The 24572-nt window shown below is 69.7% G+C and carries 26 protein-coding genes; 11 read left to right on the plus strand and 15 right to left on the minus strand.

All coding sequences use genetic code 11. The annotated features are described in order from the left end of the window. The 7 genes from OPU66_RS02875 to OPU66_RS02905 all read right to left on the minus strand — a co-directional run. On the minus strand, window positions 1-610 hold a 610-nt coding region (locus OPU66_RS02875; RefSeq protein ID WP_498552108.1), incomplete at its 3' end, for a head-tail connector protein. A gap of 68 nt (window positions 611-678) precedes the next feature. Beyond that, the gene (locus OPU66_RS02880) at window positions 679-2961 is read right to left on the minus strand and encodes a hypothetical protein (protein WP_498552109.1); all 2283 of its coding nucleotides are present in this window, start codon (window positions 2959-2961) and stop codon (window positions 679-681) included. Next, a complete protein-coding gene (locus tag OPU66_RS02885) occupies window positions 2961-3227 on the minus strand; it encodes a spike base protein, RCAP_Rcc01079 family (RefSeq protein ID WP_498552110.1) in 267 nt (88 codons plus the stop codon). Before OPU66_RS02885 ends, OPU66_RS02880 begins: the two co-directional genes overlap by 1 nt. A gap of 89 nt (window positions 3228-3316) precedes the next feature. Beyond that, window positions 3317-4354, minus strand: a complete 1038-nt coding sequence (locus OPU66_RS02890; protein ID WP_498552221.1) for a phage major capsid protein — start codon at window positions 4352-4354, stop codon at window positions 3317-3319. A 59-nt stretch (window positions 4355-4413) separates the two neighbouring features. Beyond that, a complete protein-coding gene (locus OPU66_RS02895; protein WP_498552111.1) occupies window positions 4414-4776 on the minus strand; it encodes an HK97 family phage prohead protease in 363 nt (120 codons plus the stop codon). Beyond that, entirely contained in the window at window positions 4758-5081 is a 324-nt protein-coding gene (locus tag OPU66_RS02900; protein WP_498552112.1) for a DUF6127 family protein, read from the minus strand. Before OPU66_RS02900 ends, OPU66_RS02895 begins: the two co-directional genes overlap by 19 nt. Before the next feature lie 56 nt (window positions 5082-5137). Beyond that, window positions 5138-6286 carry a phage portal protein gene (locus OPU66_RS02905; protein WP_498552113.1) on the minus strand — a complete coding sequence of 383 codons (1149 nt, stop codon included), beginning with the start codon at window positions 6284-6286 and terminating at the stop codon, window positions 5138-5140. A 305-nt stretch (window positions 6287-6591) separates the two neighbouring features. On the opposite strand from OPU66_RS02905, the gene OPU66_RS02910 reads away from it, so the two are divergent. The 5 genes from OPU66_RS02910 to OPU66_RS02930 all read left to right on the plus strand — a co-directional run bounded on the left by OPU66_RS02910 (window position 6592) and on the right by OPU66_RS02930 (window position 10237). Continuing rightward, complete coding sequence (locus OPU66_RS02910; RefSeq protein ID WP_498552114.1) at window positions 6592-7269, plus strand: peptidylprolyl isomerase; 678 nt, start codon at window positions 6592-6594, stop codon at window positions 7267-7269. A gap of 69 nt (window positions 7270-7338) precedes the next feature. Further along, window positions 7339-8208, plus strand: coding sequence for a TraB/GumN family protein (locus OPU66_RS02915; RefSeq protein ID WP_498552115.1), 870 nt, complete (start codon window positions 7339-7341; stop codon window positions 8206-8208). Between the two features lie 115 nt (window positions 8209-8323). Next, window positions 8324-8929 carry a 50S ribosomal protein L25/general stress protein Ctc gene (locus OPU66_RS02920; protein WP_498552116.1) on the plus strand — a complete coding sequence of 202 codons (606 nt, stop codon included), beginning with the start codon at window positions 8324-8326 and terminating at the stop codon, window positions 8927-8929. 130 nt (window positions 8930-9059) lie between these two features. Continuing rightward, on the plus strand, window positions 9060-9629 hold the full coding sequence (gene pth / locus OPU66_RS02925; protein ID WP_498552117.1) for an aminoacyl-tRNA hydrolase: 570 nt from the start codon (window positions 9060-9062) through the stop codon (window positions 9627-9629). Window positions 9630-9634: 5 nt separating this feature from the next. After that, the gene (locus tag OPU66_RS02930) at window positions 9635-10237 is read left to right on the plus strand and encodes a TIGR02466 family protein (protein WP_498552118.1); all 603 of its coding nucleotides are present in this window, start codon (window positions 9635-9637) and stop codon (window positions 10235-10237) included. A 104-nt stretch (window positions 10238-10341) separates the two neighbouring features. Here the strand turns inward: OPU66_RS02930 and OPU66_RS02935 are convergent, their stop codons facing one another. Then, window positions 10342-11067 carry a hypothetical protein gene (locus OPU66_RS02935; protein WP_498552119.1) on the minus strand — a complete coding sequence of 242 codons (726 nt, stop codon included), beginning with the start codon at window positions 11065-11067 and terminating at the stop codon, window positions 10342-10344. A gap of 495 nt (window positions 11068-11562) precedes the next feature. Between OPU66_RS02935 and ychF the strand changes: the two genes are divergently transcribed. The 3 genes from ychF to OPU66_RS02950 all read left to right on the plus strand — a co-directional run bounded on the left by ychF (window position 11563) and on the right by OPU66_RS02950 (window position 14484). After that, window positions 11563-12663, plus strand: a complete 1101-nt coding sequence (gene ychF / locus OPU66_RS02940) for a redox-regulated ATPase YchF (RefSeq protein ID WP_498552120.1) — start codon at window positions 11563-11565, stop codon at window positions 12661-12663. Further along, window positions 12656-13942: an alkaline phosphatase family protein gene (locus OPU66_RS02945; protein WP_498552121.1), complete on the plus strand. Its 1287-nt coding sequence runs from the start codon at window positions 12656-12658 to the stop codon at window positions 13940-13942. The genes ychF and OPU66_RS02945 overlap by 8 nt, the downstream gene beginning before the upstream one ends. Before the next feature lie 92 nt (window positions 13943-14034). Continuing rightward, window positions 14035-14484, plus strand: coding sequence for a MaoC family dehydratase (locus tag OPU66_RS02950; protein WP_498552122.1), 450 nt, complete (start codon window positions 14035-14037; stop codon window positions 14482-14484). 5 nt (window positions 14485-14489) lie between these two features. Here the strand turns inward: OPU66_RS02950 and OPU66_RS02955 are convergent, their stop codons facing one another. From OPU66_RS02955 to trmD, 3 genes are all read right to left on the minus strand, one after another. After that, entirely contained in the window at window positions 14490-15905 is a 1416-nt protein-coding gene (locus tag OPU66_RS02955) for an AMP-binding protein (RefSeq protein ID WP_498552123.1), read from the minus strand. A 147-nt stretch (window positions 15906-16052) separates the two neighbouring features. Beyond that, window positions 16053-16442: a 50S ribosomal protein L19 gene (gene rplS / locus OPU66_RS02960; protein WP_498552124.1), complete on the minus strand. Its 390-nt coding sequence runs from the start codon at window positions 16440-16442 to the stop codon at window positions 16053-16055. A 4-nt stretch (window positions 16443-16446) separates the two neighbouring features. Further along, the gene (gene trmD / locus OPU66_RS02965; RefSeq protein WP_498552125.1) at window positions 16447-17184 is read right to left on the minus strand and encodes a tRNA (guanosine(37)-N1)-methyltransferase TrmD; all 738 of its coding nucleotides are present in this window, start codon (window positions 17182-17184) and stop codon (window positions 16447-16449) included. A gap of 112 nt (window positions 17185-17296) precedes the next feature. Here trmD and eda point away from each other — a divergent pair, with 112 nt between their 5' ends. Further along, window positions 17297-17911 carry a bifunctional 4-hydroxy-2-oxoglutarate aldolase/2-dehydro-3-deoxy-phosphogluconate aldolase gene (gene eda, locus OPU66_RS02970; RefSeq protein WP_498552126.1) on the plus strand — a complete coding sequence of 205 codons (615 nt, stop codon included), beginning with the start codon at window positions 17297-17299 and terminating at the stop codon, window positions 17909-17911. Between the two features lie 114 nt (window positions 17912-18025). On the opposite strand, the gene OPU66_RS02975 is transcribed toward eda, so the two are convergent. After that, window positions 18026-18778 (minus strand): prepilin peptidase, encoded by a 753-nt coding sequence (locus OPU66_RS02975; RefSeq protein WP_498552127.1) that lies wholly within the window; start codon window positions 18776-18778, stop codon window positions 18026-18028. 155 nt (window positions 18779-18933) lie between these two features. Between OPU66_RS02975 and OPU66_RS02980 the strand changes: the two genes are divergently transcribed. Further along, on the plus strand, window positions 18934-20136 hold the full coding sequence (locus OPU66_RS02980) for an acetyl-CoA C-acyltransferase (protein ID WP_498552128.1): 1203 nt from the start codon (window positions 18934-18936) through the stop codon (window positions 20134-20136). Window positions 20137-20186: 50 nt separating this feature from the next. Here OPU66_RS02980 and OPU66_RS02985 read toward each other — a convergent pair whose 3' ends face one another. Further along, on the minus strand, window positions 20187-21407 hold the full coding sequence (locus tag OPU66_RS02985; RefSeq protein ID WP_498552129.1) for a hypothetical protein: 1221 nt from the start codon (window positions 21405-21407) through the stop codon (window positions 20187-20189). Between the two features lie 70 nt (window positions 21408-21477). Then, window positions 21478-21780 (minus strand): Hpt domain-containing protein, encoded by a 303-nt coding sequence (locus OPU66_RS02990; protein WP_498552130.1) that lies wholly within the window; start codon window positions 21778-21780, stop codon window positions 21478-21480. Between the two features lie 129 nt (window positions 21781-21909). Here OPU66_RS02990 and OPU66_RS02995 point away from each other — a divergent pair, with 129 nt between their 5' ends. Further along, window positions 21910-24213 carry a coiled-coil domain-containing protein gene (locus OPU66_RS02995; protein ID WP_498552131.1) on the plus strand — a complete coding sequence of 768 codons (2304 nt, stop codon included), beginning with the start codon at window positions 21910-21912 and terminating at the stop codon, window positions 24211-24213. A gap of 17 nt (window positions 24214-24230) precedes the next feature. Here OPU66_RS02995 and OPU66_RS03000 read toward each other — a convergent pair whose 3' ends face one another. After that, window positions 24231-24503 (minus strand): DUF1467 family protein, encoded by a 273-nt coding sequence (locus tag OPU66_RS03000; protein ID WP_498552132.1) that lies wholly within the window; start codon window positions 24501-24503, stop codon window positions 24231-24233. Window positions 24504-24572 lie beyond the last annotated feature (69 nt).

Consider the following 24572-nt stretch of genomic DNA (forward strand, 5'->3'; position numbering starts at 1 on the left):
TGCCGGTCGGGGCGCGGACCGCGTTCCTGCTCGGCCGGGCCGGAATCGACCAGTTCCTCCGGCTGGGGCATCGCCGCCACGGCCGCCACAGCGCGGCGACTGCGGCCGGGGGCAGCGCCACCGGCGTCGCGTCCGGCATTTCGCGGCTGGAAAACAGATGCACGGCCAGCCGGACAATGCCCTGGGCGATGGGCGCGGGCAGCGCCGCCCATTCCGGGGCCAGCCCGGCCCGATATTGCACCCGCACCCGCCCCGCCGCGCCCGGCGCGATCACCCGCACCATGCCGTCGCCCGCCGCATCGATGTCGATCGCATAGGCATCGACCGGCAGCATGAACGCCGCCCCCTCGGCCGGAAGGCCCTCGACACCCAGGATCGCGCCGACCGGCCGGGCGGCAAGCCGCTGCCAGTCGGGCCGCGCCGGCAGGATCTGCGCGGCCTCGCGCGCCAGCACCAGACAGCCGCAAAACGCCTCGCACAGGCCAAGCGCGGCGCGGATCTGCGCATCGAGCAGCGCATCCTCGCTTGTCTGGGTGATGCGCGCATGGTCGCGCGCGGCCGATCGCGCCGCGGCAAGGTCCGCAGCGGCCATTTCCGCCAATATCAGCACATGCGCCTCCGCCCTCGGCACGGCTGCCGCCGCCCGGGTCAGCTATGGATTGTCGGTGACCGGACCGGTCAGACGGTCCGTTCAAACGCCCCGGCCGCGCCGCTGCCGTCCTGGCGACGCACGGTGCCCACCAGATCGAACGCGGCCAGCCCCCGGCCACCCGGGATGCGGCCATAAGCAGGCGACGACGCACCGGTCAGCCGGTAATCGCCGCCCCCGAGCCGGGCCTGCCCGCTCTGGTCGGACATGAAGGCCATGCTCGCCTGCAGCGCCGTGCCGGGATCGGCATATTCACCGATCCAGTTGCCGCCGCTCGCATCGGGTGCGGTCGCGCCGTCGGTGTCGCCGCGCGCAACCACATTCCAGCTCGACCCCACGCCATAGCGCGGATGCCAGTTGCCGGTGCGGCCCGATCCGGTGCCGAAGGTGTCGCTCTTGATGTTGAACTGGCTGAAGATGCACCCGCGCCGGCTGACGCGTTTCATCACCCCCGCCGCGCCGGCAACATCGGCATAGGCAAGATTGGACCGCCCGGAGATATCGACCCCCGGCACCGTCAGATGGTGCAGCACGACATTGGCGAGCGGCTGGACCGCGCTGTCGGCCCCGATCTGCAGGGCCGGTTCGGACGGGGCCGTGGCCGCGCGCTCGATCACGACATTGAGCATGCCGATGCCAACCGCCACCGGCCGCTGGAAGCCCAGCTGGCACGGCACCGACAGGCGCATGAACATGCTGCTGACGATGATCGCCCCGTCATGCGTGACCGCATCGGGATGGCTGGTCGGAAACTCGCCCAGCGACTGGCCATCAAAGCGGCACCCGGCGACGATATAGGGCGCGACCAGCCCCGACACGCCCGATTGCAGCGTCACGCCCAGCGCCAGCGCCGCGCTGCTGCGCACATTGGAGAAGGTGAACAGCGGGTTCGGCCCGCTCGTCACCGTCACGTTGCGCCAATAGACCAGCGGCACCTGATAGTTGATCTGCAGGCTGCCGCCCTGGCTCAGCGTCGCGCCCTCGAACGCCAGCATCCGGCTGGTGCCGCCGCCACCGTCCAGAGCGGTGAAGCCGCTGTTATGGACCGGGCAGGCAAAGCACAGCTTGTCGGCCACCCCGACGATCTCGTTGACCACCGCGCGCACCAGCCCGGTCGCGCCGGGGCTGACGCGGATTTCGGTCCAGCATTTGCCGGCGGCAATGGCCGAGGTCGATCCGACGACATGGTCGGCCCCCGCCCCGGCCGATGCCTCCATCAGCCAGATGGTCGCGCCGCTGTGATCGTCATGGCCCTTGTTGGCCGCGTTCCATGCCCGCACGGCGGCCAGCGCAGCGGCGATGGTCGGATAGGGCGTTGCCTCGGCGCTGGCCCGGCTTGCCGCCACCGCGCCGCCGCTCGCCCCGATCCGCACGGCGGCATGCGCGCCGCCATAGCCGCCGGTCTTGTCGCACAGGAAGCGCAGCGGCGTGTGCGGGCGCGGCGTCGGCCAGGCAAAGCCATCGGTCGCCACGCGCAGCACCGCCGAGGCATCGCCGATATGGGGATAGACCTCCCACTCCACCCGGCAGGTTTGCCCCTGATTGAGCGGGGCGAGCGGGATCGATCCCTTATAGGCCTCGGGCCGGTTGCCAGCGGTCTGGAAATCGGACAGCGCCGGCTGGGTGACGACGATCTCGGGCGTCGTGTTGCCGCTCTCGTCGCGCGCGATCGCCTTGATGCAATCAACCTGCCGGCCGCGCATCGCATGGCAGTGAACGGCGACCAGCTCGAACGCAAAGGCGCTGCCCGTCGCCCGCTCTTCCTGCCGGTTGAGCGCGCCCGCCAGCGGCTTGGGATAGGCAAGGCTCGACTGGTTGGCGAGGCCGGCGACGCTGCCCGCCGGGGCCGCGCCGTAATAGCCGGCCTCGGCCGTCGCCGACAGCAGGGTCGAGCCGGCATAGACATCCTCGGCCAGCGAGAAATGGACGGTCATCACCCCCGCCGCCGCCCCGGCCAGCCGCTGCGCCTGATTGGGGGCCTGCCGCCGGATCACCGCGCCGCCGCGCACCGTGCGGGTGCGGGTGACGGCCGCGCCATCCTCGAACCCCGGATCGCGAACCGTAAGCACGATGCGCGTGGGATCGAACGTCGCCCCGGCAATCTCGGGCAGCATCACCCGCGCCACCCAGCCATTGCCGTCCGCCGCGTCGCTGCCATCGGGCAGCGGCCCGGTGCCCAGCACAACAAGGCCGGTGATGGTGCTGGCTGGAGCCGGGCTGGGTGTGGGGGTCGGGCTGGGTGTGGGCGCGGCCCCCGCTGCCGTGCGGCACGGCCTCAGCCCCAGACCGACCCCAAAGCCGATCGCGGTCATCAGCAGAGCGCCACGATATGGGTCGCGCTGGTGCCGGTCGCGCGGACGAAACTGGCGCGGAACGGCAGGATCGCCCCGGCGGCCAGCCCACGGAACACGGTGTCGCGGTCGTCATTCATGCCGCGGGCGACCAGATCGCCGCCACCGCCGATGAACAGCGCCTTGGGCAGATTGGGCAGCGGGGCGGTATCGCTGGGCGTGACGGCCAGCGCGCGGGTCGCCGGCGCGCTGACGCCGTCGACCAGCCCGGCAAAGGGGTCGGACATAGGGGGAAACCTTCCATGATGACGGGGATCAGCCATCGCCTTCCGCCCCCGCGCCGGACCGGGCGGGGGCGGAAGGCAGCAGGCGCGGATCAGCTGGCGGAGAACCGCAGCAGCTTGATCGCCTCGCTGTTGGCAACCGCGCCGCCCAGCCGCTTGACGGCATAGAAATGGACGAACGGCTTGTTCGAGAACGGATCGCGCAGGATGCTCGTCTCGCCCCGCTCGGCGATCAGATAGCCGACGCGGAAGTTGCCGAACGCGATCGACAGGCTGTCCGGCGCAATGTCGGGCATGTCCTCGGCCTCGACGACCGGATAGCCGAGCAGCGTGTCCGGCTGGCCGCCGGTCAGGCCGGGTTGCCACAGAAACGCGCCATCGGCGGTCTTGAACTTGCGGATGCGCGCCAGCGTCGCCGCATTCATCACGAACGCCGCCCCCTGGCGATAGGGTGCGCGCAGCGCCTGGATCAGGTCGACCAGCCGGTCCTGCGGATTGCTGGCCGGAAATCCGCCCGCCGCCCCTGCGGGCAGATATTGCAGCGTCCCGAACGGCCGCGCCGCGTCGGCGGCACTGCTGACCGGCCCGGCCAGAAAGCCGCGCGGCTTGTTGACGCCGTCGCCCGCGACAAATGCCGCCCCCTCGGCACGGGCGAACTCGGTGGCGATTTCGCCGGCCAGCCACGCCTCGACATCGAACGCGGCATCGTCGAGCATCGTCTGGCTGGCGGCGGGATTGGCGTAAAGCTCGCCCATCGGCGGGGCGATTTCGCGGAAATCGGGGGTGTCGGTTCCCGGCCGCGCCGCCGTCTCGCTCACCCAGCCCGAGGGCGTGCCGCCCGTCGTCACCAGCTTGCGATAGCCCGCCGATCCGACGCGCACGACCCCGGCGATCGACCGGATCGGCGACAGGCTGGCGAGCGTCGCATCGATGCGCGCATCGATTTCGCGCGGCACGGCAAAGCCGCCCTCGATGCCGCTGGTGCCGGCAAGGCTCTTGACCTCATGCTCGGCCCCGCGCCGCAGATAGCCGTCGACAAAGGCGCTCCGCGCGCCAATGTCGCTCGCCCCCGCCAGCGGCGGACGCTGGCCGCCCCCCGTCGCGGCGGCTGCCCCCAGGACACCCGCCATCGTTCCGAAACCCGCACCAAGCGGGCCCGTTGCCTGTTCCATCACTGTCTCCTTGGCTGTTACTCGACCGCAATCACCCGCGCCCAGGCCTGCATCGGCAGACGCACCAGGCTGACTTCCATCAGCGCGAGATCGATCAGCTCGCGCGCCGCTGCCGACCGGCGCGCCGCGCGCACGCGGTAGCCGATCGACAATCCCATGCCCGGCCGCACCGGCCGGTCGGTCCGGCAGACGACCGCCAGCCCCTGCCCGTCCGCGCCCAGCCATTCGACCGTGCCGGCGGGCGCGCCATGTTCCCACAGCAGCGGCAGCGGCGCGCTGGCGGCGGCAAAGGCATGGGGGCGGATGATGTCGCCACCCCGGTCGGGCCGGTTGAAGATCGCGGCATAGCCCGCAAACCGGGTCACGCGCCGCGCCCCCATGGCCCCAGCCCCCACGCCCCCAGCCGGACCGTCAGCCCCAGCACCAGCAGGGCGAGCAGCATCCGCGCCAGCCACCCCGCCAGCGCCTTCAGCGCCGAACTGCGCACGTCGCGCCAGGCCTTCAACAGCCCGCGCAGCTCGCGCACGTCGCGGTCGGCATGTTCATCGGCCAGCCCCAGCGCCTCAAGCGCCCGGTGCGCGCCAAGCGCACTCGCCTCCTCGACCAGCCCGCGCAGCGTCGTCATCGCCGCACCCTCGTCCCGCGCCTGCTGCACAAGCGCGGCCAGCAACATCTCATTGGCCATCGTCCGTCTCCGAACAGGGCACCGCGCGCGGTGCCGACGCGCCCCCGCGCTGGTGTTCAGCCCCGCCCGCGCGGCGCCAGCCCGATCATCGCCCGCTTTTCGGACGCGGTCAGGAAATCGGCGCTGCCGAGCATCGCCCACAGCCGCTCGCGCTCCTCGGCCAGCTCGGGCACCCGGTCGACATCAACCGCCAGCGCCAGTTCCGGCCGCCAAGGCCGCAGCGCCTGAGCAAGGCCGGTCAGGATCTTGGCGGCAAGCGGCAGGATGGTCAGCCGCCACAGCGCGCGATTGGCCTCGCGATAATTGGCATAGGTGGCGTCGCCCGGCAGGCCGAGCAGCATCGGCGGCACGCCGAATGCCAGCGCGATCTCGCGCGCGGCCACCGCCTTCAGCTCGACAAAATCCATGTCGGCGGGGGTCAGGCTCAGCGCCTGCCATTTCAGCCCGCCTTCGAGCAGCAGCGGCCGCCCGGCATTGCCCGCGCCCTGAAACAGCTGGTCCAGCTCGTCGCGCAGCCGGGCGATCTGGTCGGCCGACAGCGGCATCCCCTCGCCCGGATCATGGATCAGCGCGCCCGACGGCCGGGCGGCATTGTCGAGCAGCGCCTTGTTCCACCGCGTCGCCGCATTGTGGATGGCAACCGCCCCCGCCGCCGCGCCCAGACAGCCCAGCCCACGATGATCGTCGAGCGGATGAAACGCCTTTAAATGCACGATTTCGGGCTGCGGCCCGCCAGGATCGAGCCGCAGCACATTGTCCCCCGCGCGATAGACATAGGCGGCGGGCCAGCCACGCGCATCGGCCTCGATGGTGACGCGTTCGGGCCGGAGCGCGAACAGCTCGACCGGCGCACCGCTGTCGCCCGCGATGATCTGCACATAGGCATTACCATGGAGCAGCAGATGCGCGGCGACCGTTTCGACCAGATCCTGCCCGTCCGATTTGGCGGCGATCAGCGCGGCGGCATCGGAATCGTTGCAGGCCATCGGGGCCTGGCCGACGCTTTCGGCGACCAGCCGGACGGCACGCTGCGCCACCGGATTGGCGGCATAGGCCTCGCGCACCTGGGTTTCATAGCTGGCCGCCGCGAATGCCGCGCCGGTGCCGGCCTGCCCCCATTCGCGGCCGGCCATGCCCTGCACGAAGCCACGCGCCAGCGCCGGCCGCGCCGCAGGGCGCGCCGATTTGCGTCCGAACCTGAACATGCTCGCTCCCACCAGGACTGGCCGACCCCGCCACCCGGAACCGGCATGGCGCCGGCATGAAAACGGGCCGGGGAGGCATGCCCCCCGGCCCGGCCGGCTTTTCTCACGATGCGCTGCTTGTGCCATATGAGCGTGACAATGTCAATCACTTTTTACCGTTCTGGTTATTTTTGATCATGCGGCGGGTTCGTTTCACCCCGACCGTCACCGCGGGATCATCGCCGACACCCCGGTTCCGGCCATTGAGCGCCGCCGCGCAACCGGGCAAAAGCCGATCCGAACCGCCAGGCCATGGGGAAACGCAGATGACGAACCAGATCCGCCGCCACACCACCCTCGGCCGCACGCCGCGCGGGGCCGCGCTGCTCGCCCTGCTCCTCGCCGCCTCGGGCGCGTCCGCCGCCGCCCAGCCTGCCCAGCCCGCACCGCCCCCGACGGCAAACCCCGCGCCCGCGCCGGTCCGGGTGACGATTGCCACCGCGCTCGGCCCGATCGTGATCGAGGTCGACCGCGCCCGCGCGCCGGTCACGGCAGCCAACTTCCTGCGCTATGTCGATCAGAAACGGCTCGACGGGGCGAGCTTCTATCGTGCCGCCGCCTCTCCCGGATCGACCGAATATGGCCTTGTCCAGTTCGGCCTCAATCCGCTGCCGCAACGGCTGTTGCCGCCGATCGCGCACGAACCGACGACGCGCACCGGCCTCACGCATCTGAGCGGCACCATCTCGCTGGCGCGCGGCGCGCCCGGCACCGGCCAGGGCGATTTCTTCATCGTGGTCGGCGATATGCCCTCGCTCGACGCCGATCCCAAGGCCAGCGGCGACAATCAGGGCTATGCCGCGTTCGGCCGGGTGGTCGAGGGGATGGACGTGGTCCGCGCGGTGCTGGCCGCGCCGATTTCGCCGACGCTCGGCTCGGGCAGCTTTCGCGGCCAGATGCTCGCCGCACCGGTGCGGATCACGAGCGCGCGCCGCCAGCCCTGATCCTGTTGCCCGGATCCCCCCGCAACGCGGTTGCGATCCATTCACCTGTTGGACGATAGGATGCCGGCCATGCGCAGACTGATATCGGGCCTGTTGGCCGCCACCCTCGCCGCCTGTTCGGCGACCCCCGCCCCGGCCGAACCGGCGATCTGGAAGGTCGCCGATCCGGATACCACCATCTATCTGTTCGGCACCGTCCATGTCCTGCCGCCGAAGATCAACTGGCGGACGCCCAAGCTTGACGACACGCTGGCCCGCGCCGACGAGCTGGTGCTGGAAATCGCCGATCAGGACGACAAGCAGCAAATGGCCGCAACCTTCGCCCGGCTGGCGATTTCGCCCGGCCTGCCGCCGCTTGCCCAGCGCCTGCCCGAAGACCGGCGCGCCAAGCTCGACGCGCTGCTCGCCAAGGCGGGGCTGAAGCCGGGGCAGCTCGACATGCTCGAAACCTGGGCGGCGGCGGTGACGCTCGGCTCGGCCGTCTATGCCGGGATGGGCATGACCGTCGAAAACGGCGTCGAGCGCCAGCTGGCGGCGGCGTTCGAGAAAAAGGGCAAGGACGTTGCCGGGCTGGAGACGACCGCCCAGCAGCTCGGCTATTTCGACACGCTCGATGAAGCGACGCAGCGCGCGCTGCTCACCAGCATCGTCGATGATTCGGACAAGGCGGCTGCCGATTTCGAACAGATGATCGCCGCCTGGTCGCGCGGCGACGTCAAGGCGATTGCCGAGACGTTCGACAGCGAGCTGCGCCGTTCCCCCGAACTGGCCGATGTGCTGCTTGACCGCCGCAACGCCAATTGGGTCGGCTGGCTTACCCAGCGCATGGCGCAGCCGGGAACCGTGATGGTCGCGGTCGGGGCCGGCCATCTGGCGGGCAAAGGCTCGGTGATCGAGCGGCTGGAAGCCGCCGGGCTGCGGGTCGAGCGGGTCCAGTAATCCCGCCAGCCTTGCGGGCGCGCGGCTTCTCGGCTATGCGCCCGCGCTTCCGCCATGGTCATCCCTGGAGGCGTGGCGGAGAAACTGTGCAACCGACAAGATTTGGAGACATGCGATGAGCGAGACGCTGACGCTGTCGGCCGAGGTGCGCGAGCGGGCAGGCAAGGGAGCCTCCCGCGCCATTCGCCGCGAAGGCCGCGTGCCCGCCGTCATTTACGGCAACAAGGAAGAGCCGCTGGGCATCCACGTTGAAGAACGTGCGCTCAACAAGCTGCTGAACACCGGTCACTTCATGAACGCGGTGGTGATGATCGAAACGCCGAACGGCGCGATCCGCACCCTGCCCAAGGACGTCCAGTTCCACCCGGTGACCGACCGGCCGCTGCATGTCGATTTCCTGCGCATCGGCGAACACACGACCGTGACGGTCGAAGTGCCGGTGCATTTCACCAACGAAGCGGCCTCGCCGGGCCTGAAGCGTGGCGGCGTGCTCAACATCGTCCGCCACGAGATCGAGCTGGTGGTCGATGCCGCCGAGATCCCGGACGAAGTGACCGTCGATCTGGCCGGCTATGAAGTCGGCGATTCGATCCATGTCAGCCAGGTCAAGCTGCCGGCTGGCGCGCGTCCCGCGATCGAAGACCGCGACTTCACGATCGCGACCATCGTCGCGCCGTCGGGTCTGAAGTCGGCCGAAGGCGAAGCCGCCGCCGAAGGCTGATCCCGGCCTTTGACCGGTTTGTGACTGACCGGTCTGTGACTGGCCACCGCCCCGCGCCACATGCGCCGGGGCGGTGGCCGGAACAGCCGCCGCGCCCGACACCTCCCCACCCCCGCCAGGACAGGCAGCGATGCAGATCTGGGTCGGCCTGGGCAATCCGGGCGCGCAATATGCGCTTCACCGCCACAATATCGGCTTCATGGCGATCGACGCGATTGCCGAAGTCCATGGCTTTCCCGCGCCGCGCCGCGCCTTTCAGGGCTGGGCGCAGGACGGGCGGATCGGCGCGCACAAGCTGCTGCTGCTCAAGCCCGCCACCTTCATGAACGAAAGCGGCCGCGCCATTGGCGAGGCGATGCGCTTCTACAAGCTCGCCCCCGCCGATGTGACGGTGTTTCACGACGAACTCGATCTCGCGCCGTTCAAGGTCAAGGTGAAACAGGGCGGCGGCACTGCCGGGCATAACGGCCTGCGCTCGACCGAGGCGCATATCGGCGCCGATTTCCGCCGCGTGCGGCTGGGGATCGGCCATCCGGGGCACAAGGACCGGGTGACCGGCCATGTGCTGGGCAATTTCGCCAAGGCCGAAATCGACCCGCTGACCGACATGCTGGGCGCAATCGCCGCCGAGGCCGGGTGGCTGGCCGCTGGCGATGCCACGCGGTTCATGAACGATGTCGCGCTCAGGATGCAGGACTGAACGGCATGACGGTGCGCAACCTTTTCGCCACCCCGCTTTACGAAGCCGATCTGGGCCAGCCGGCGCTGATCGCCGAACTGGCCGACGCGGCGCGCGCGCTCGCCGCCGAAGACCGGGCTGGGCAGCGCTGGTCACGCGCGCATGGCTATCGCGGCTACACCTCCTATGCCTCGCTCGACGATCTGCCGCTGCGCGATCCGCGCTTTGCCGACCTCAAAAAGCTGCTCGACCGCCATGCCGCGGCCTTTGCCGATCAGGCGGGCCTCGATCTGGCCGGGCGACGGCTGAAACTCGACAGCCTGTGGGTCAACATCCTGCGCCCGGGCGGCGCGCATAGTGGCCATATCCACCCGCACAGCGTGGTGTCGGGCACGCTCTACATCGAAACCCCGCCGGGCGCGGGCGCGATCCGGTTCGAAGATCCGCGCCTGCCGCTGCTGATGGCCGCGCCGCTGCGCCGCGCCGACGCACCGGCAGAGGCGCAGAACTTCGTCCATGTCGCCCCCGCCCCCGGCCGGCTGCTGATGTGGGAAAGCTGGCTGCGCCACGAAGTCCTGCCCAGCACCGCCCGCGCCGACCGGATCAGCATCAGCTTCAACTATCGCTGAGGCTAGATCATTCGCCCCTGCAAAGCCTCTTGCCAGTCGGCAAAGCTACAACCATCCGGGATGGTCCACACGGGTGTCGTTTCGCAGCAGTTGCAGCGACCATTCTAGCTGCTGACTCGCCGCGAGCTTCCGATAGCAAATCCCCAGTATCGACGCCCGTTATAGTCTATTCGCAAAAAACCTCCGAAATCTGTAGCATCTGGGCCATAAAATCGCACATTGAACGTTCCGACCTGCTGGCCACTCCCATCCAGCACAGTCAAATTAGCACGTGATGAAAAGTTTTCGACCTGACCAGAAAATGTAAAAGTTACCCCGTCCATCGAACCCAAGACACCACTGATGGACCCGTTCGACATGAAAACTTCATACTGTCGAGGCGATCCATTGAAACTTTGTCTGGGAGACTGGTCGTTGGTGGCAGCCACCCACGCGACAGACCCAAGCCTTCGACCAGATCGAACCACGTCAGCATCGCGCGTCGGATCTCCATACAGCAGAAACGTAATGCTCGCATCTTCACTTCCCCCGCCAAACCAATTTGCAGCCGCAACATATTGATTTGAAAGTGGGAAATCAAAATTGATAGTTACTTGGTCTGAAGCTGATTTAGAAAACGAAATCTGATCGTTCCCAATACGGCCACGAAAATCTGCAGCGGTATATTCGACCGTCAAGCCCCGATAGTCGATCACGAAATTGTTGGCGGCACCGCTGCGGGAAACCGTAATCGGCACATCGGCATCGAGACGTGTTCCCCCGCCTTGCGCGGGCGAAAACAAGCGGAGTCCACTCGCAGGAACGTTGAACCCAAGGTCAACATCGCGCACGCGGCCGTAAACAAACCCTGAGGGCCCGGGCGGCGGAGACGGCGCAGGAGCGGGAGATGGTGCCGGTGCGGGGGGTGGTGGCGGTGCGGGCGTCGGACCCGGCACAACCTGGACGGGTGGAGGCGATGTCGATTGGGAACCCTCACTCCCTCCCCCGCCGCCACAGCCAGACAGGAGGAAACAGAGAGCGGACACCCCGCTCCACAACGCTTTTTTCACGCACGAACCCCAACACAATGTCGAACCCTGCGCGGCGACTGACATTTTTGCGGGCATGGCAGCAAGCGCAATCGCTTGCGTTTCGGTTCTATTTTCAGTCCACCGAGGTGGTCAGCCTGGCCAGCGGAACCGCGAACAGCCTGAGCAGGTTGCGCACCGCTCCTCGTCTCTCCCGGACGCAGGAACGCGTGCCGATGAATATGCGGACGCGCCACATTTGCCCTTCGTGCGCCGAGCCCCTAAAGGCCCGGCAAATCTCATTTCAGGATCACACGCATGGGTTTCAAATGCGGCATTGTCGGGCTGCCCAATGTCGGCAAGTCGACGCTGTTCAACGCGCTCACCGAAACGGCGGCGGCGCAGGCGGCGAATTATCCGTTCTGCACGATCGAGCCGAATGTCGGGCAGGTCGCGGTTCCCGATCCGCGACTTGACCGGCTGGCCGAGCTGGCGGGTTCGGCGAAGAAGATCGAAACGCAGCTCGCCTTTGTCGACATTGCCGGGCTGGTGCGCGGCGCCTCGCGCGGCGAAGGGCTGGGCAACCAGTTTCTCGCCAATATCCGCGAGGTCGACGCCATCGTCCATGTGCTGCGCTGCTTTGAGGACGGCGACATCACCCATGTCGAAGGCCGGGTCGATCCCATCGCCGATGCCGAGACGGTCGAGACCGAGCTGATGCTCGCCGACCTTGAGAGCCTGGAAAAGCGCGTCCCCAATCTGGTCAAGCGCGGCCAGCAGGGCGACAAGGATGCCAAGGCCGCCGCCGCCATCCTGTCGCGCGTGCTCGACCTGCTGCGCGACGGCAAGCCCGCGCGGCTGGTCGACTGCCAGGACGAGGAGGAACGCCGCCATTTCGACATGGCCCAGCTGCTGACCAGCAAGCCCGTCCTTTACGTCTGCAATGTCGACGAGGCCAATGCCGCCGACGGCAATGAACTGTCGGCACGGGTGTTCGCCAAGGCGGCGGCCGAGGGCGCGCAGGCGGTCGTCGTATCGGCGGCGATCGAGGCCGAGATCGCGACGCTGGACGCCGCCGACCGCGCCTCGTTCCTCGCCGATCTTGGGCTTGAGGAAACCGGCCTCGCGCGGGTGATCCGCGCCGGCTATGCGCTGCTTGACCTCATCACCTTCTTCACCTGCGGTCCCAAGGAAGCGCGCGCCTGGACGGTGCACAAGGGCGCCCGCGCGCCGCAGGCGGCCGGCGTCATCCATTCGGATTTCGAGCGCGGCTTCATCCGTGCCGAGACGATTGCCTATGACGATTATGTCGCCACCGGCGGCGAAGCCGGCGCGCGCGAGGCCGGCAAGCTGCGCCAGGAGGGCAAGGACTATCTGGTCCAGGACGGCGATGTGATGCTGTTCCGCTTCAATGTCTGACCGGGGCGCGCTGCACCGGGCGCCCGCCGCCCTGCTGCTGCTGACAGCATTGCTGCTGCTGACCTCGCTGCTGCTGCCCGGCGGGCCGGCGCTGGCGCGGACGGCGGCGGCGCGGGTGCCGACGATCCTGATCTCGGTCGATGGCTTCCGGCCCGATTATCTGGATCGCGGCATCACCCCGGTGCTGTCGCGGCTGGCGCGCGACGGTGCGACCGGGCCGATGCGGCCCTCCTTTCCGTCCAAGACCTTTCCCAATCACTGGACGCTGGTCACCGGGCTGCGCCCCGACCGGCACGGCATCGTCGCCAATGTGATGGAAGACGCCCGCCGCCCGGACGAGCAATTCACCATGGCGAGCGACGACCCGTTCTGGTGGAACGAGGCGGAGCCGATCTGGGTCGCGGCCGAACGCGCAGGCGTGCGCACCGCGACGATGTTCTGGCCGGGGTCCAATGTCGGCTGGGGCGGCACCAAGCCGGCCGCACGCTATGCCCCGGTCGAAGGCGGCACCCGCCCGGCCGACTGGGTGCAGTTCAACCAGGCGGTGACCGGCACCCAGCGGGTCAACGCCGTGCTCGACTGGCTGCGCCGCCCGGCGGCGATCCGGCCCGGCTTCATCACCCTTTATTTCGACACGGTCGACACGGCGGGGCATGAATTCGGCCCGGTCGATCCGCGCACCGATGCCGCCATCGCCGCGCTCGACCGCGACATCGGCCTGCTGGTCGACGGGCTGGCCCGCCTCAGGGTGCGCGCCAATCTGGTGATCGTTGCCGATCACGGCATGGCCGCGACGTCGAGCGACCGGCTGATCGTGCTCGACGATATCGTCGATCCGGCGCTTTACCGGCTGGTCGAGGCTGGTCCCTATGCCAGTTTCGTCCCCGCCCCCGGCCGCGAGGCTGCGCTGGAAGCCGCGCTGTTCGCCCCGCGCCCGCACATGCAGTGCTGGCGCAAGGGCGAAATGCCGGTGCGGTTCGGCTATGGCCGGCATCCGCGCGTGCCGCCCTATCTGTGCCTTGCCGACAGCGGCTGGACCATCGTGCGCAAGCCCCCGGCGACAGGCTGGACCGGCGGCGCGCACGGCTATGCGCCCGATACGCCCGACATGGCGGCGCTGTTCATCGGCCATGGCCCGGCCTTCCGGCGCGGCGTCACCCTGCCGGGATTCGACAATGTGGCGGTTTATCCGCTGCTTGGCCGGCTGCTCGGGCTGGACGCAAAAAAAGATCTCGACGCCGACGCTACGGCATTCTCGGGCGCGCTCCGCCGGCCCTGACCGGGGTCTTGATCGCCCGCCCCCGGCCGGTTCAGGCTCGCCCCCGATCCGGCACCACAGCCGGACCGGGGAGCGGAGCGGGATGACGGCGCATGATCTATTTTGAGGATATCGAGGTCGGGTCGACGACGCGGTTCGGGGCCTATCACGTCACGCGCGACGAGGTGATCGACTTTGCCCGCCGCTATGATCCCCAGCCCTTTCATCTGTCCGACGAGGCGGCCGCCAAGACCCATTTCGGCCGCATCGCCGCCTCGGGCTGGCACAGCTGCGCGATGATGATGCGGATGCTCGTCGATCACATGACCGAGACCAAGCAGGCGGGCCTCGGCTCGCCCGGCATTGACGAGCTGCGCTGGCTCAAGCCCGTTTATCCCGGCGACACGCTGCGCATGGAAAGCGAGATTCTGGAAAAGACCGCCTCGCGCAGCCGCCCGGATATGGGCAGCTACAAGACCGCGACGACGGTGTTCAACCAGCATGACGAGCCGGTGATGACGCTGCGCTCGATCGGCCTGATCCGCCGCCGCCCGGCCGAATGACCCCGTCAGGAAAAGGTTGACGCATAGCGCGCGCGCAACGCCGCCTTCTCGATCTTGCCCATGGTGTTGCGCGGCAGCGCGTCGAGCAGTTCCACCGCCTTGGGCAGCTTGTAGGATGCCAGCCGGTCCCGCAGCGCCGCGGGGATGGATGCGGGATCGAGCGTGACGCCCGCCGCCGGGGCGATGATGGCGACGACCGCTTCGCCGAAATCGGGATGCGGCACGCCGATCACCGCCGCCTCGGCCACGCCCGGCAGCCGGTCGATCTCCGCCTCGACCTCGGCCGGATAGACGTTCAGCCCGCCGGTGATGACCAGATCCTTGGCCCGGCCGACAATGTGCAGATAGCCGGCACTATCGAACCGCCCCAGATCGCCGGTCCTGAACCAGCCCTTGGCGGCAAAGGCCTCGGCGGTGCGCTCCGGCTGCCGCCAATAGCCCGCAAAGACATTGGGGCCGCGCACCTCGACCCCGCCAACGCCGCCAGCATCCGGATCGTCGATGCGGATCTCGACCCCCGGCAGCGGCGGCCCGACACTGCCCGGCACCCGCGCGCCGGCCAGCGGGTTCGATGCCAGCATCCCGGTTTCGGTCATGCCATAGCGTTCAAGGATCGCATGGCCGGTGCGCGCCGCAAAAGCACGGTGCACCTCGGCCGACAGCGGCGCGGAGCCGGAGATGAACAGCCGCATCCCCGCCGCCCGTTCCGGCGTCAGCTCCGCCCGGTCGAGCAGCCGGCTGTAAAAGGTCGGCACCCCCATCAGCACCGTCGCCTGCGCCAGATCGTCGAGCACCCGGCCGGCATCGAACCCCTGATGCCAGAGCATCCGCGCGCCGGAGCCGAGCGCGCAATGGCTGGCGACGAACAGGCCATGGACATGAAAGATCGGCAGCGCATGGATCAGCCGGTCAGCGGCGCTGAAGCCCCAGGCGCGGATCAGCGTCGTCGCATTGGCGGCAAGATTGCCATGGCTGAGCATCGCGCCCTTGGGCCGCCCGGTCGTGCCCGATGTGTAGAGGATCGCGGCGAGCGCGTCGCCAGACGGTGCCGGAAGCGGCAGCGGAGCGGCGGTTTCAGCCGCGCCGGCAAGCTGGTCCAGCATCGCCGCGTCGACGACCAAAGCCGGTTCGGCATCGGCGCGGAAATAATCCAGCTCATGCGCGGTGGCACCGGGATTGACCGGCACATAGACGATCCCCGCCCGCACCGCCGCCAGATAGACGAGCAGCGCGGCAACCGATTTGGGCGCGGTGGCGAGGATGCGGTCGCCCGGCCGGACGCCGCGCGCGGCAAGCACTGCTGCAAGGCGCGCGGTGCGCGCGTCCAGTTCGCCATAGCTGAGCGGCGCCAATCCCGGCCCGTCAATCGCGGTGGTGGCGGGATCGGCCGGAAACCCGGCCTGCAATGTTTTAAACAACATGGCGCGTTCTCGCCCGTCGGGCGCGGCGCGGCAAGACCATGTCGCCGGGCGGGGGTACGAAACGGGGGCCGGGCAGATGCGAAAGGGGCCGGCCACCCCGCATGGATGGCCGGCCCCTGTGTGTCGCGGTCGATGACCGGCCGACGCTTATTCGGCGGCAGTCGCCTCGGTCGTGCGGGTGTCGCGACGCTCGGCGATACGCGCCGACTTGCCGCGGCGGCCGCGCAGATAATAGAGCTTGGCGCGGCGCACCACGCCCTTGCGGACGACGTCGATCGAATCGATGTTCGGCGAATAGAGCGGGAACACGCGCTCAACGCCTTCGCCGAACGAAATCTTGCGGACGGTGAAGCTCGACCCCATGCCCTTGTTCGAACGCGCGATGCACACGCCTTCATAGGCCTGAACGCGGGTGCGGTCGCCTTCGACGACCTTCACGCCGACGCGCAGCGTGTCGCCCGGGCGGAAATCGGGGATGCTCTTCGTTTCCTTGAACTTGGCGATCTGCTCGGCTTCGAGCTGCTGGATCAGATTCATGGTTCTAGTCCCTGTCTCGTCGCTGCGCGCCAGAGGGCGACTGGTCCCGAGCGCTCCTGTAGCGCTCCCAAAGGTCCGGCCGCCTTAGCCGTGTGTCATCCGCCGCCCTTTGTGCCCGCCAGGCGGCGATTTTCGCATGATCCCCCGATCGCAGCACTTCGGGGATCGTGCGCCCTTCCCATGTGACAGGTCGGGTATATTGCGGATATTCGAGGAGCCCGCTTTCAAAGCTTTCCTCGACCCCGCTCGAAGCCGCGCCCATTACGCCGGGAAGCAGCCGAATGCAAGCATCAAGCAGGGTGAGCGCCGCCATCTCGCCGCCCGACAGCACATAATCGCCGATCGACACCGGCTCGATGGGCCGCGCCTCGAACAGCCGTTCGTCCATCCCCTCGAACCGGCCGCACAGCAATGTCACCCCCGGCCCGGCCGCCAGCGCCCGCACCCGCTCCTGAGTGAGCGGCGCGCCACGCGGCGTCATCGCCAGCACCGGGCAGTCGGGCCGCGCCGCCAGCGCCGCATCGACCGCGCGCGCCAGCACATCGGCCTTCATCACCATCCCCGCCCCGCCCCCGGCCGGCGTGTCGTCGACCGACCGGTGCCGGTCCTCGGCGAAATCGCGAATCTGGAGCGTGTCGAGCGTCCAGGCCCCGCTGCCAAGCGCCCGGCCCGCAAGGCTGTGGCCGAGCGGCCCGGGGAACATGTCGGGATAAAGCGTCAGGATGGTGGCGACAAAACTCATGCCCCTCCCCTGACAGAAGCGCGCGCCGCCGGAAACCCCGATGACAAAGCCCTTGCGCCCGGGCGCGGTCGCGGCGATGCGTTTGCGCCGCTCAGGACTGAATGAGGACCAGATGACCAGCCCGATCGAAACCGTCATGCGCACCGCCCCCGTCATTCCGGTGCTCGTCATCGACGATGTGGCAAGCGCCGCGCCGATTGCGGCCGCGCTGGTCGCGGGCGGGCTGCCGGTGCTCGAAGTCACGCTGCGCACCCCGGCGGCGCTCGACGTGATCCGCGAAATGGCGCGCGTCGACGGCGCGATCGTCGGCGCGGGCACGGTGCTCAACCCTGCCCAGCTCGATCAGGCGCTGGACGCGGGCGCGCGCTTCATCGTCAGCCCGGGGTTGACCGAACCGCTCGCCCGTGCCGCCATCGACCGTCAGGCGGCCTTCCTGCCCGGCATCGCCAACGCCTCGGACATCATGCGCGGGCTCGATCTGGGGCTGGACCGGTTCAAATTCTTCCCCGCCGAATCCTCGGGCGGCATCCGCGCGCTCCGGGCGCTTGCCGGGCCGTTCGGCCATGTGCGCTTCTGCCCGACCGGCGGCATCACCCCGGCAACGGCGGGCGAATGGCTGGATGAAGAGGCCGTGCTGTGCGTCGGCGGATCCTGGCTGGTCAAGGACGGCATGGACATGGACGGCATCACCAAAAATGCCCAGCGCGCGGCGCAGTTGCGGCGCTGAGGGGGAGTTTGGCGCAGGCCCTATTTGTGGTGCAGCTTGCGCCGGTTTGGTCTGTTGCGCGCCTCACGGCGCGGGTGCGGGCCGGTGCCTTTCCTCCCCTGATCACCGCCGCGCTCAGTTGAGCGCGGTGGCGAACACCCAGAGCGGCCATGCGGCAAGCGCCATCAGCGTCCCGAACGGCAGCCTTGTCTGCGCGCCGACCGCGATCCCGCGCCGCCACAGGATGAAGGCGGCGGCCAGCCCGGCAAGAGCTGCGAGCACAAGCAGCTGCGGCAACAACGCCCAGCCCAGCCAGGCCCCGATCGCGCCCAGCAGCTTGGGATCGCCGCCGCCCAGCCCGTCGCGCCCGCGCACCAGCCGATAGCCAAGGCCGATCGCCGCCAGCCCCAGATAGCCCACCGTCAGCCCGATCACCCGGTCGATGGGCCAGGGCGGCGCGCCCAGCGCCCCCCAGGCAAGGCCGGTCAGCGCCAGCGTCGCCGTAACCCGGTCGGGCAGCCAGAAATGATCGAGATCGGTCAGCGCGAGCAGCGCCAGCAGCCAGCCAAACAGCGCCCCGCCCAGCCCGTCCAGGCCGGGCGCGACGCCCAGCGCCACCGCCCCGATCAGCGCGCACAGCGCCTCCATCGCCGGATGGCGCGGATCGATGCGCGCCCCACAGGCCCGGCAGCGCCCGCGCTGCACGGCAAAGCTGACCAGCGGCACCAGATCGCGCGCGGCAAGCACCGCCCCGCAGGCATCGCACGCCGACCGGCCAGCGGCGACCGAACGCCCGGCCGGCCAGCGCAGCGCGGCGGTGGCGAGGAACGATCCCGCAATCGCCCCCAGCACGGCCCCCGCCCCCGCTCCCACCGCTGCGCCGCTCACGTCCATGGCCGGGGCTGCTACCCGCTTTGCCGGCAAAGGTCGATTGACGGTGATGGCCGCGCCGCCAGCGCCGCCGTATCGGCGATGCTTGAAATCGCCCCGGATCGCCCGCAAGGGAACGCAAAATCCACCGTTCCAGCCACGAGGTCCGCACCATGTCCGCCGATCCCAATGCCACCGATCCGATCGTCATCCTGTCCTATGCGCGCACGCCGATGGGCGGGTTTCAGGGCGCGCTGAGCGGCGTGGCGGCCCCCATTCTGGGGGCGACGGCGGTCGGCGCGGCGGTCGCCCGTGCGGGCGTGCCGGGCGATGCGGTCGAGCGCATCTATATGGGCTGCGTGCTGCCCGCAGGGCTGGGCCAGGCCCCGGCGCGGCAGGCGGCGCTCCATGCCGGCCTGCCCCAGTCGGTCGAGGCGACGACCGTCAACAAGATGTGCGGTTCGGGCATGCAGGCCGCGATCATGGCCGCCGAAGCGCTGGCCGCCCGTTCGGTCGACCTGATCGTCGCCGGCGGCATGGAGAGCATGACCAACGCCCCCTATCTGATGACCAAGCATCGCGGCGGCGCGCGCATCGGCCATGACCGGATGTTCGACCATATGTATCTGGACGGGCTGGAAGACGCCTATGAGCCGGGCAAGCTGATGGGCGCGTTCGCCGAGGAGGTGGCGGGCGAATATCAGTTCAGCCGCGCCGCGCAGGATGATTATGCCATCGCCTCGCTCACCCGCGCCCAGACCGCCCAGACGAGCGGCGCGTTCGATGACGAGATCGTCCCGGTCGAGATTGCCGGGCGCAAGGGCAAGGTGACGGTCAGTCTCGATGAACAGCCGCAAAAGGGCGATGCGGCGAAGATCCCGACGCTGCGCCCCGCCTTTGCCGCCGATGGCACGATCACCGCGGCCAATGCCTCGTCAATCTCGGACGGCGCGGCGGCTCTGGTCCTGACCCGCGCCAGCGTGGCCGACCGGCTGGGCGTGACGCCGATTGCCCGCATCGTCGCCCATGCCGCCCATGCCCATCAGCCGGCACGCTTCACCACCGCCCCGGTGGCGGCGATGCAAAAGGCGCTCGACAAGGCCGGGTGGCGCGCCGGCGATGTCGACCTGTTCGAGGTGAACGAGGCATTCGCGGTCGTGGCGATGATCGCGATGCGCGACCTTGGTCTTGCCCATGATGTGGTCAACATCCATGGCGGGGCCTGCGCGCTCGGCCATCCGATCGGGGCCAGCGGCGCGCGCATCCTGGCGACCTTGCTCGCCGCGCTGCGCCGCCATGGCCAGAAGCGCGGCCTTGCCTCGCTGTGCATTGGCGGGGGCGAAGCGACCGCCATGGCCGTGGAACTGATGGCCTGACCGGCAGGCCGGGGCGCGCGTCCGGCGCATCCCGGCCCGCCACAGGCGCGTCAGCCAGAGCCGCCGGGCGCGGCCAGTCGCTGCACGGCCAGCAGGCTCGCCAGCGCATGGGCGGCCATAGCGGCAAGCCCTGCCTCCCACCAGCCGGCCATGGCAAAGGGGGCCATCAGCCAGATCATATTGTCCGGCTCAGCGAGCCAGAGCGGCCGGCGCGGCGGCGGGCCCAGCCAGTGGAGATGGCCGAGCAGCGCGGCAACAAGCGCAAGCGTGGTCAGCGCGAGCGTCAGCGGCGTCCAGCCCGCCGCCAGCCCGTCCACCCCGCCCGACCGCGCCCAGCCAAGCGCGAGCAGCGCCAGCGCCGCCGCCCCGGCGCGCGCCATCGCCCATTCCCCATCGGCCCGCCCGGCGCGCTGGCCCAGCGCCGCCAGATGCCGGGCCAGCGACCAGCACGGCCCGGCAGCCATCATCAGCACCAGCCCCGCCCCCGGCCAGCCGCCAAGGGCAAGCAGCGCCGCGGCGCACCACGCCGTCACCATGCCCAGCCGCAGCCAGACGGGATCGATCCGCGCCGCCATCGCCGGCGCGGCCAGCCGGCCGACCAAAGGCGCGAACAGATGCCGGTCGACCAGCCCGGCCGGGTGCTGCACGGCGCGCGCCGCCAGCCCGGCTTCGGCCGCGAGCGCGGTTTCGGGATCGGTCGCGGTCACCAGCAGGGGCATCGGCGCGATTGCGGCAAGATCGACCTGCGTGGCATGGGCCTGCACCGCCCGGCGCAGCAGCGTCGAACAGAAATCCCAGTCACCCAGCATCTGCACGGTCTGGCGGATCGCGCCCTGATCGGTGAGCATCAGCCCGGCCCAGCGCGCGCCGGGATCGATCAGCTCATGCTGCTGATGTTCGGGCCGGTTGGGCAGGGTCAGGATGGCGGGGCCGGGCAGCCGCAGCAGCGCCGCCGCCGCCGCCGGCTCGGTCACCAGCCCGTCGGCGATCAGCAGCACGCGCGCATCCGGCCCGATCCGGTCGGCCAGATCGGCGGCGGAGCGGGCGATGTCGATGGCCAGCCCGTCGCGGCGCAGCCGGTCGACCGCCGCCGCCAGCCCGGCGGTCAGCCGTTCGGCATGGATGACGATGTGGCGCAGCCCGGCACGCGCCAGCAGCCGCGCCTGATGTTCGGCAACGCTTTGCCCCGTCACCGACAGTTCGGCGCGCAGCCCGGGCGCGTCGTCGGCGTCTTCATTGGCGATGATCAGTCCGGCAGTCGGCCCGTGCATGGCCCCGCGTTAGGCATTTCTGGCACGCCGCGCAAAGGGCGCGCAGCGTCTTGCCCCTTCGCTGCCCCGGTTATTGCACGCCCATCACGACCAGCGCGCGCTCGATCGCGGCCAGCGCCTCGGCATCGCCGCGCGGCGCGGCGGCAGCCTCGTCGGCCAGCTCGATCAACCGCCCGGCGCCGAAGCTTGCCGCCAGCCCTTTCAGGCGCAGCGTCGCTTCCTGCCATTCGGCATCGCTGCGCGCGCGCGCCATCGCCTCGGCATGGCGCGCCGCGCTGTCGATGAACGCCGACCGAAGCTCGGCCACCAGCCCGGGATCGTCGCCGACGGCGGCGGCAAGGGCGAGTTCGAGGGCGGAGGGTTCGTAGGACATGGTCCAAGACTAACGCGCCGGGCGTTAACACTTCGTTTAAGAAGCCGCCCGGGGCCGTCCGTCGGCCGCCATGCAGGCACGGGGCGACTGGCTTGTTCTCAAGCCGTGAAAAGCTGGTAAACAGGCGCGATGAGCGGGGCGAACATCGTCGGCCTCCGGCCGGACCAGCAGCATGAAGAACAACAGGATGATCGGGTGATCGAGGTGGCGGACAGCGCCGCGCACGATGCCGGACCGGGGCACGATGCCGATGCCATGGCGGCCGATGCGCCGCCGCCGGGCCGGGGGGCTGCCATGCTGACCGGGGCGCTCGCGCTGGGCTGGCTGGGCTTTGCCGGGTGGAGCGCGGCCCCGCGCCTGTCCGCCGGGGGCCTGACGCCCGCCGATCTGGCCGGGCTGATCGCCCTGTGGAGCGCGCCGCTGGCGCTGCTCGGCGTGCTGTTCCTCGCGCTGCTGCGCACCAGCCGCGCCGAATCGCTGCGCTTTGCCGACACCGCACGGCGCATGCGGGCCGAGGCGGCGGCGCTCGACTATCGCGTGTCGGAGCTGACCGCGCGACTGGAGGCCAATCGCGAGGCACTCGCCATCCAGGCCGAACATATGCTGCGGCTGGGCGATGATGCGACCGGGCGGCTGGCGGCGCTGACCGCCGGGATGCGCGGCGAGGCGCAGGAAATGGCCCGCCAGGCCGAAGGGCTGAAGGCCGCCGCCGATGCCGCGCGCAGCGATCTGACCGCGCTGATGCACAGCCTGCCCCGCGCCCAGACCCAGACCCGCCAGCTGAGCGCGGCGCTGCAGGAAGCGGGCGTCGGCGCGCTCGAACAGGCCGGCGCGCTGGAAGCACAGCTCTCCGCCCTGCTCGCACGCGGGCGCGAGGCCGATCAGGTGGCATCGGGCGCGGCGCAGCGGCTGGCGACGCATCTGGAACGCATGGACGCGGCGAGCAAGGATGCCGGCGAACGGCTGGACAGCGCCGCCGGGCGCATGGGCGGTGCGGTCGATGCCGCGCTTGCCCGTGCCGCCGACGCGCTCGACGAAGCGCGGCGCAGCATGGAGACGCAGGGCGCGGCAATGCTCGCGATGATCGAACAGGCGCGCGGCGCGCTCGACCGCACCGGCGCCGAAACCGCGCAGGATCTGGCCCGGCGGCTGGCGGAACTGGCCGCCGGCATTGACTCGCTCGGCACCGGCCTCGCCGCGCATGACGGCACCGGCCGCGCGCTGGTCGAACGGCTCGAATCGGGTCTTGCCGAAATCGAGGCCCGCCTTGGCCGGATCGCGACCGACGGCACCGCCCAAACCGAAAGGCTGGCGGAGGCGCTGGCCGGGCTGAGCGGCCATGCCGAGACGCTGGCGACGCGGCTTGCCGATGCCGACGCGGCTGCCGACAGCTTTGTCGCGCGGGCCGAGACGCTGCTGACCGCGCTCGACGCGAGCGCGCGCGAGATTGACGAGACGCTGCCGGCCGCGCTTGGCCGTCTCGACCAGTATAGCAGCGCCAGCCGCGACCGGATCGCCGCCATGTCGCCGGGCATCGAAGCCATCGAGGCCGGGGCGACGCAGGCGCTCGACCGGCTCGCCCAGACCGAAAAGCTGCTCGAACAGCAGCGCGAGGCGATCGAACTGCTCGGCCTCAGCGCCGAACGGCAGCTGGCCGCCAGCCGCAAATCGGCCGGCGAGCTGGACGAAACGGTGGGCGCGGCGCGCGACCGCATCGCCGATCTTGCCGATGGCGCGGGCCAGCAGCTGGTCGGCGTGATGCTCCGCGTCCGCGATGCCGCTGCTCAGGCGGCCGAGCGGGCGCGCGAAACGCTCGACCGGGTCGTGCCCGAAGCCGCTGCGGCAATGGCCGAGGCCGGATCGGATGCGGTGCGCCAGGCGCTCGGCCACCGCGTCGAAGTGCAGATCGCCGCACTCGCCAAGGCCGCCGAACATGCGGTCGAGGCGGCAAATTATGCGTCAGACCGACTGAGCCGCCAGATCGCCGCCGTCACCGACAGCACCCAGCTGCTCGAAGCGCGGCTCGACAAGGCGCGCGATGCGGCCGAGGACAGCCACCGCGAAAGCTTTGCCCGCCGCGCCTCGCTGCTGATCGAGGCGCTGAACTCGACTGCCATCGACGTCGCCAAGATCATGTCGAGCGAAGTCACCGACAGCGCCTGGGCCGCCTATCTGAAGGGGGATCGCGGCGTGTTCACCCGCCGCGCGGTGCGGCTGCTCGAAGCCGGGGAGACGCGCGAGATCCTGCGTCACTACGAGGCCGACGGCGAATTCCGCGATCAGGTCAATCGCTACATCCATGATTTCGAGGCGATGCTGCGCCATGTGCTGGCAACGCGCGAGGGCGCCCAGATCGGCGTGACGCTGCTCAGCGCCGATATGGGCAAGCTCTATGTCGCGCTCGCCCAAGCCATTGAGCGGCTGCGGACCTGAACGCTGCGCCGGCGGGTTCAGTCCGCCGGCGGCCGGATGAAATCGACATCCTCCGGCCCGATCCAGCCATTGACGTAATTGGCGTAATAGAGGCCGAACAGCACCGCCGACAGGATGGTGGTGCGCAGCACGAACCGGCCGACACGGAAATTGGCCGGGGCGCTGTCCGCCTGACCGGGGATTTTCTCCACCCCGGCCTCGTCATGCGTGCGCACGCCAAATGGCAGGACGAGAAACACGCTCATCGCCCAGAACAGCAGATAGATCGCAAGTATCGAAGTCCAGCGCATCGCAAAGGTCGCTCTAGAGCATTTTCGAGCCGGGTTGAATCACCCGGCGACTCGGAAAATGCGTAAATT

It is taken from the genome of Sphingomonas sp. URJC2, assembly GCF_059803575.1.

What these genes read in the sequence shown, in the direction of transcription:
- OPU66_RS02880 (WP_498552109.1), bottom strand. Translation starts at nt 2,961, where the DNA reads ATGACCGCGATCGGCTTTGGGGTCGGTCTGGGGCTGAGGCCGTGCCGC.
- OPU66_RS02885 (WP_498552110.1), bottom strand. Translation starts at nt 3,227, where the DNA reads ATGTCCGACCCCTTTGCCGGGCTGGTCGACGGCGTCAGCGCGCCGGCG.
- OPU66_RS02890 (WP_498552221.1), bottom strand. Translation starts at nt 4,354, where the DNA reads ATGGCGGGTGTCCTGGGGGCAGCCGCCGCGACGGGGGGCGGCCAGCGT.
- OPU66_RS02895 (WP_498552111.1), bottom strand. Translation starts at nt 4,776, where the DNA reads ATGGGGGCGCGGCGCGTGACCCGGTTTGCGGGCTATGCCGCGATCTTC.
- OPU66_RS02900 (WP_498552112.1), bottom strand. Translation starts at nt 5,081, where the DNA reads ATGGCCAATGAGATGTTGCTGGCCGCGCTTGTGCAGCAGGCGCGGGAC.
- OPU66_RS02905 (WP_498552113.1), bottom strand. Translation starts at nt 6,286, where the DNA reads ATGTTCAGGTTCGGACGCAAATCGGCGCGCCCTGCGGCGCGGCCGGCG.
- OPU66_RS02910 (WP_498552114.1), top strand. Translation starts at nt 6,592, where the DNA reads ATGACGAACCAGATCCGCCGCCACACCACCCTCGGCCGCACGCCGCGC.
- OPU66_RS02915 (WP_498552115.1), top strand. Translation starts at nt 7,339, where the DNA reads ATGCGCAGACTGATATCGGGCCTGTTGGCCGCCACCCTCGCCGCCTGT.
- OPU66_RS02920 (WP_498552116.1), top strand. Translation starts at nt 8,324, where the DNA reads ATGAGCGAGACGCTGACGCTGTCGGCCGAGGTGCGCGAGCGGGCAGGC.
- pth (WP_498552117.1), top strand. Translation starts at nt 9,060, where the DNA reads ATGCAGATCTGGGTCGGCCTGGGCAATCCGGGCGCGCAATATGCGCTT.
- OPU66_RS02930 (WP_498552118.1), top strand. Translation starts at nt 9,635, where the DNA reads ATGACGGTGCGCAACCTTTTCGCCACCCCGCTTTACGAAGCCGATCTG.
- ychF (WP_498552120.1), top strand. Translation starts at nt 11,563, where the DNA reads ATGGGTTTCAAATGCGGCATTGTCGGGCTGCCCAATGTCGGCAAGTCG.
- OPU66_RS02945 (WP_498552121.1), top strand. Translation starts at nt 12,656, where the DNA reads ATGTCTGACCGGGGCGCGCTGCACCGGGCGCCCGCCGCCCTGCTGCTG.
- OPU66_RS02950 (WP_498552122.1), top strand. Translation starts at nt 14,035, where the DNA reads ATGATCTATTTTGAGGATATCGAGGTCGGGTCGACGACGCGGTTCGGG.
- OPU66_RS02955 (WP_498552123.1), bottom strand. Translation starts at nt 15,905, where the DNA reads ATGTTGTTTAAAACATTGCAGGCCGGGTTTCCGGCCGATCCCGCCACC.
- rplS (WP_498552124.1), bottom strand. Translation starts at nt 16,442, where the DNA reads ATGAATCTGATCCAGCAGCTCGAAGCCGAGCAGATCGCCAAGTTCAAG.
- trmD (WP_498552125.1), bottom strand. Translation starts at nt 17,184, where the DNA reads ATGAGTTTTGTCGCCACCATCCTGACGCTTTATCCCGACATGTTCCCC.
- eda (WP_498552126.1), top strand. Translation starts at nt 17,297, where the DNA reads ATGACCAGCCCGATCGAAACCGTCATGCGCACCGCCCCCGTCATTCCG.
- OPU66_RS02980 (WP_498552128.1), top strand. Translation starts at nt 18,934, where the DNA reads ATGTCCGCCGATCCCAATGCCACCGATCCGATCGTCATCCTGTCCTAT.
- OPU66_RS02985 (WP_498552129.1), bottom strand. Translation starts at nt 21,407, where the DNA reads ATGCACGGGCCGACTGCCGGACTGATCATCGCCAATGAAGACGCCGAC.
- OPU66_RS02990 (WP_498552130.1), bottom strand. Translation starts at nt 21,780, where the DNA reads ATGTCCTACGAACCCTCCGCCCTCGAACTCGCCCTTGCCGCCGCCGTC.
- OPU66_RS02995 (WP_498552131.1), top strand. Translation starts at nt 21,910, where the DNA reads ATGAGCGGGGCGAACATCGTCGGCCTCCGGCCGGACCAGCAGCATGAA.
- OPU66_RS03000 (WP_498552132.1), bottom strand. Translation starts at nt 24,503, where the DNA reads ATGCGCTGGACTTCGATACTTGCGATCTATCTGCTGTTCTGGGCGATG.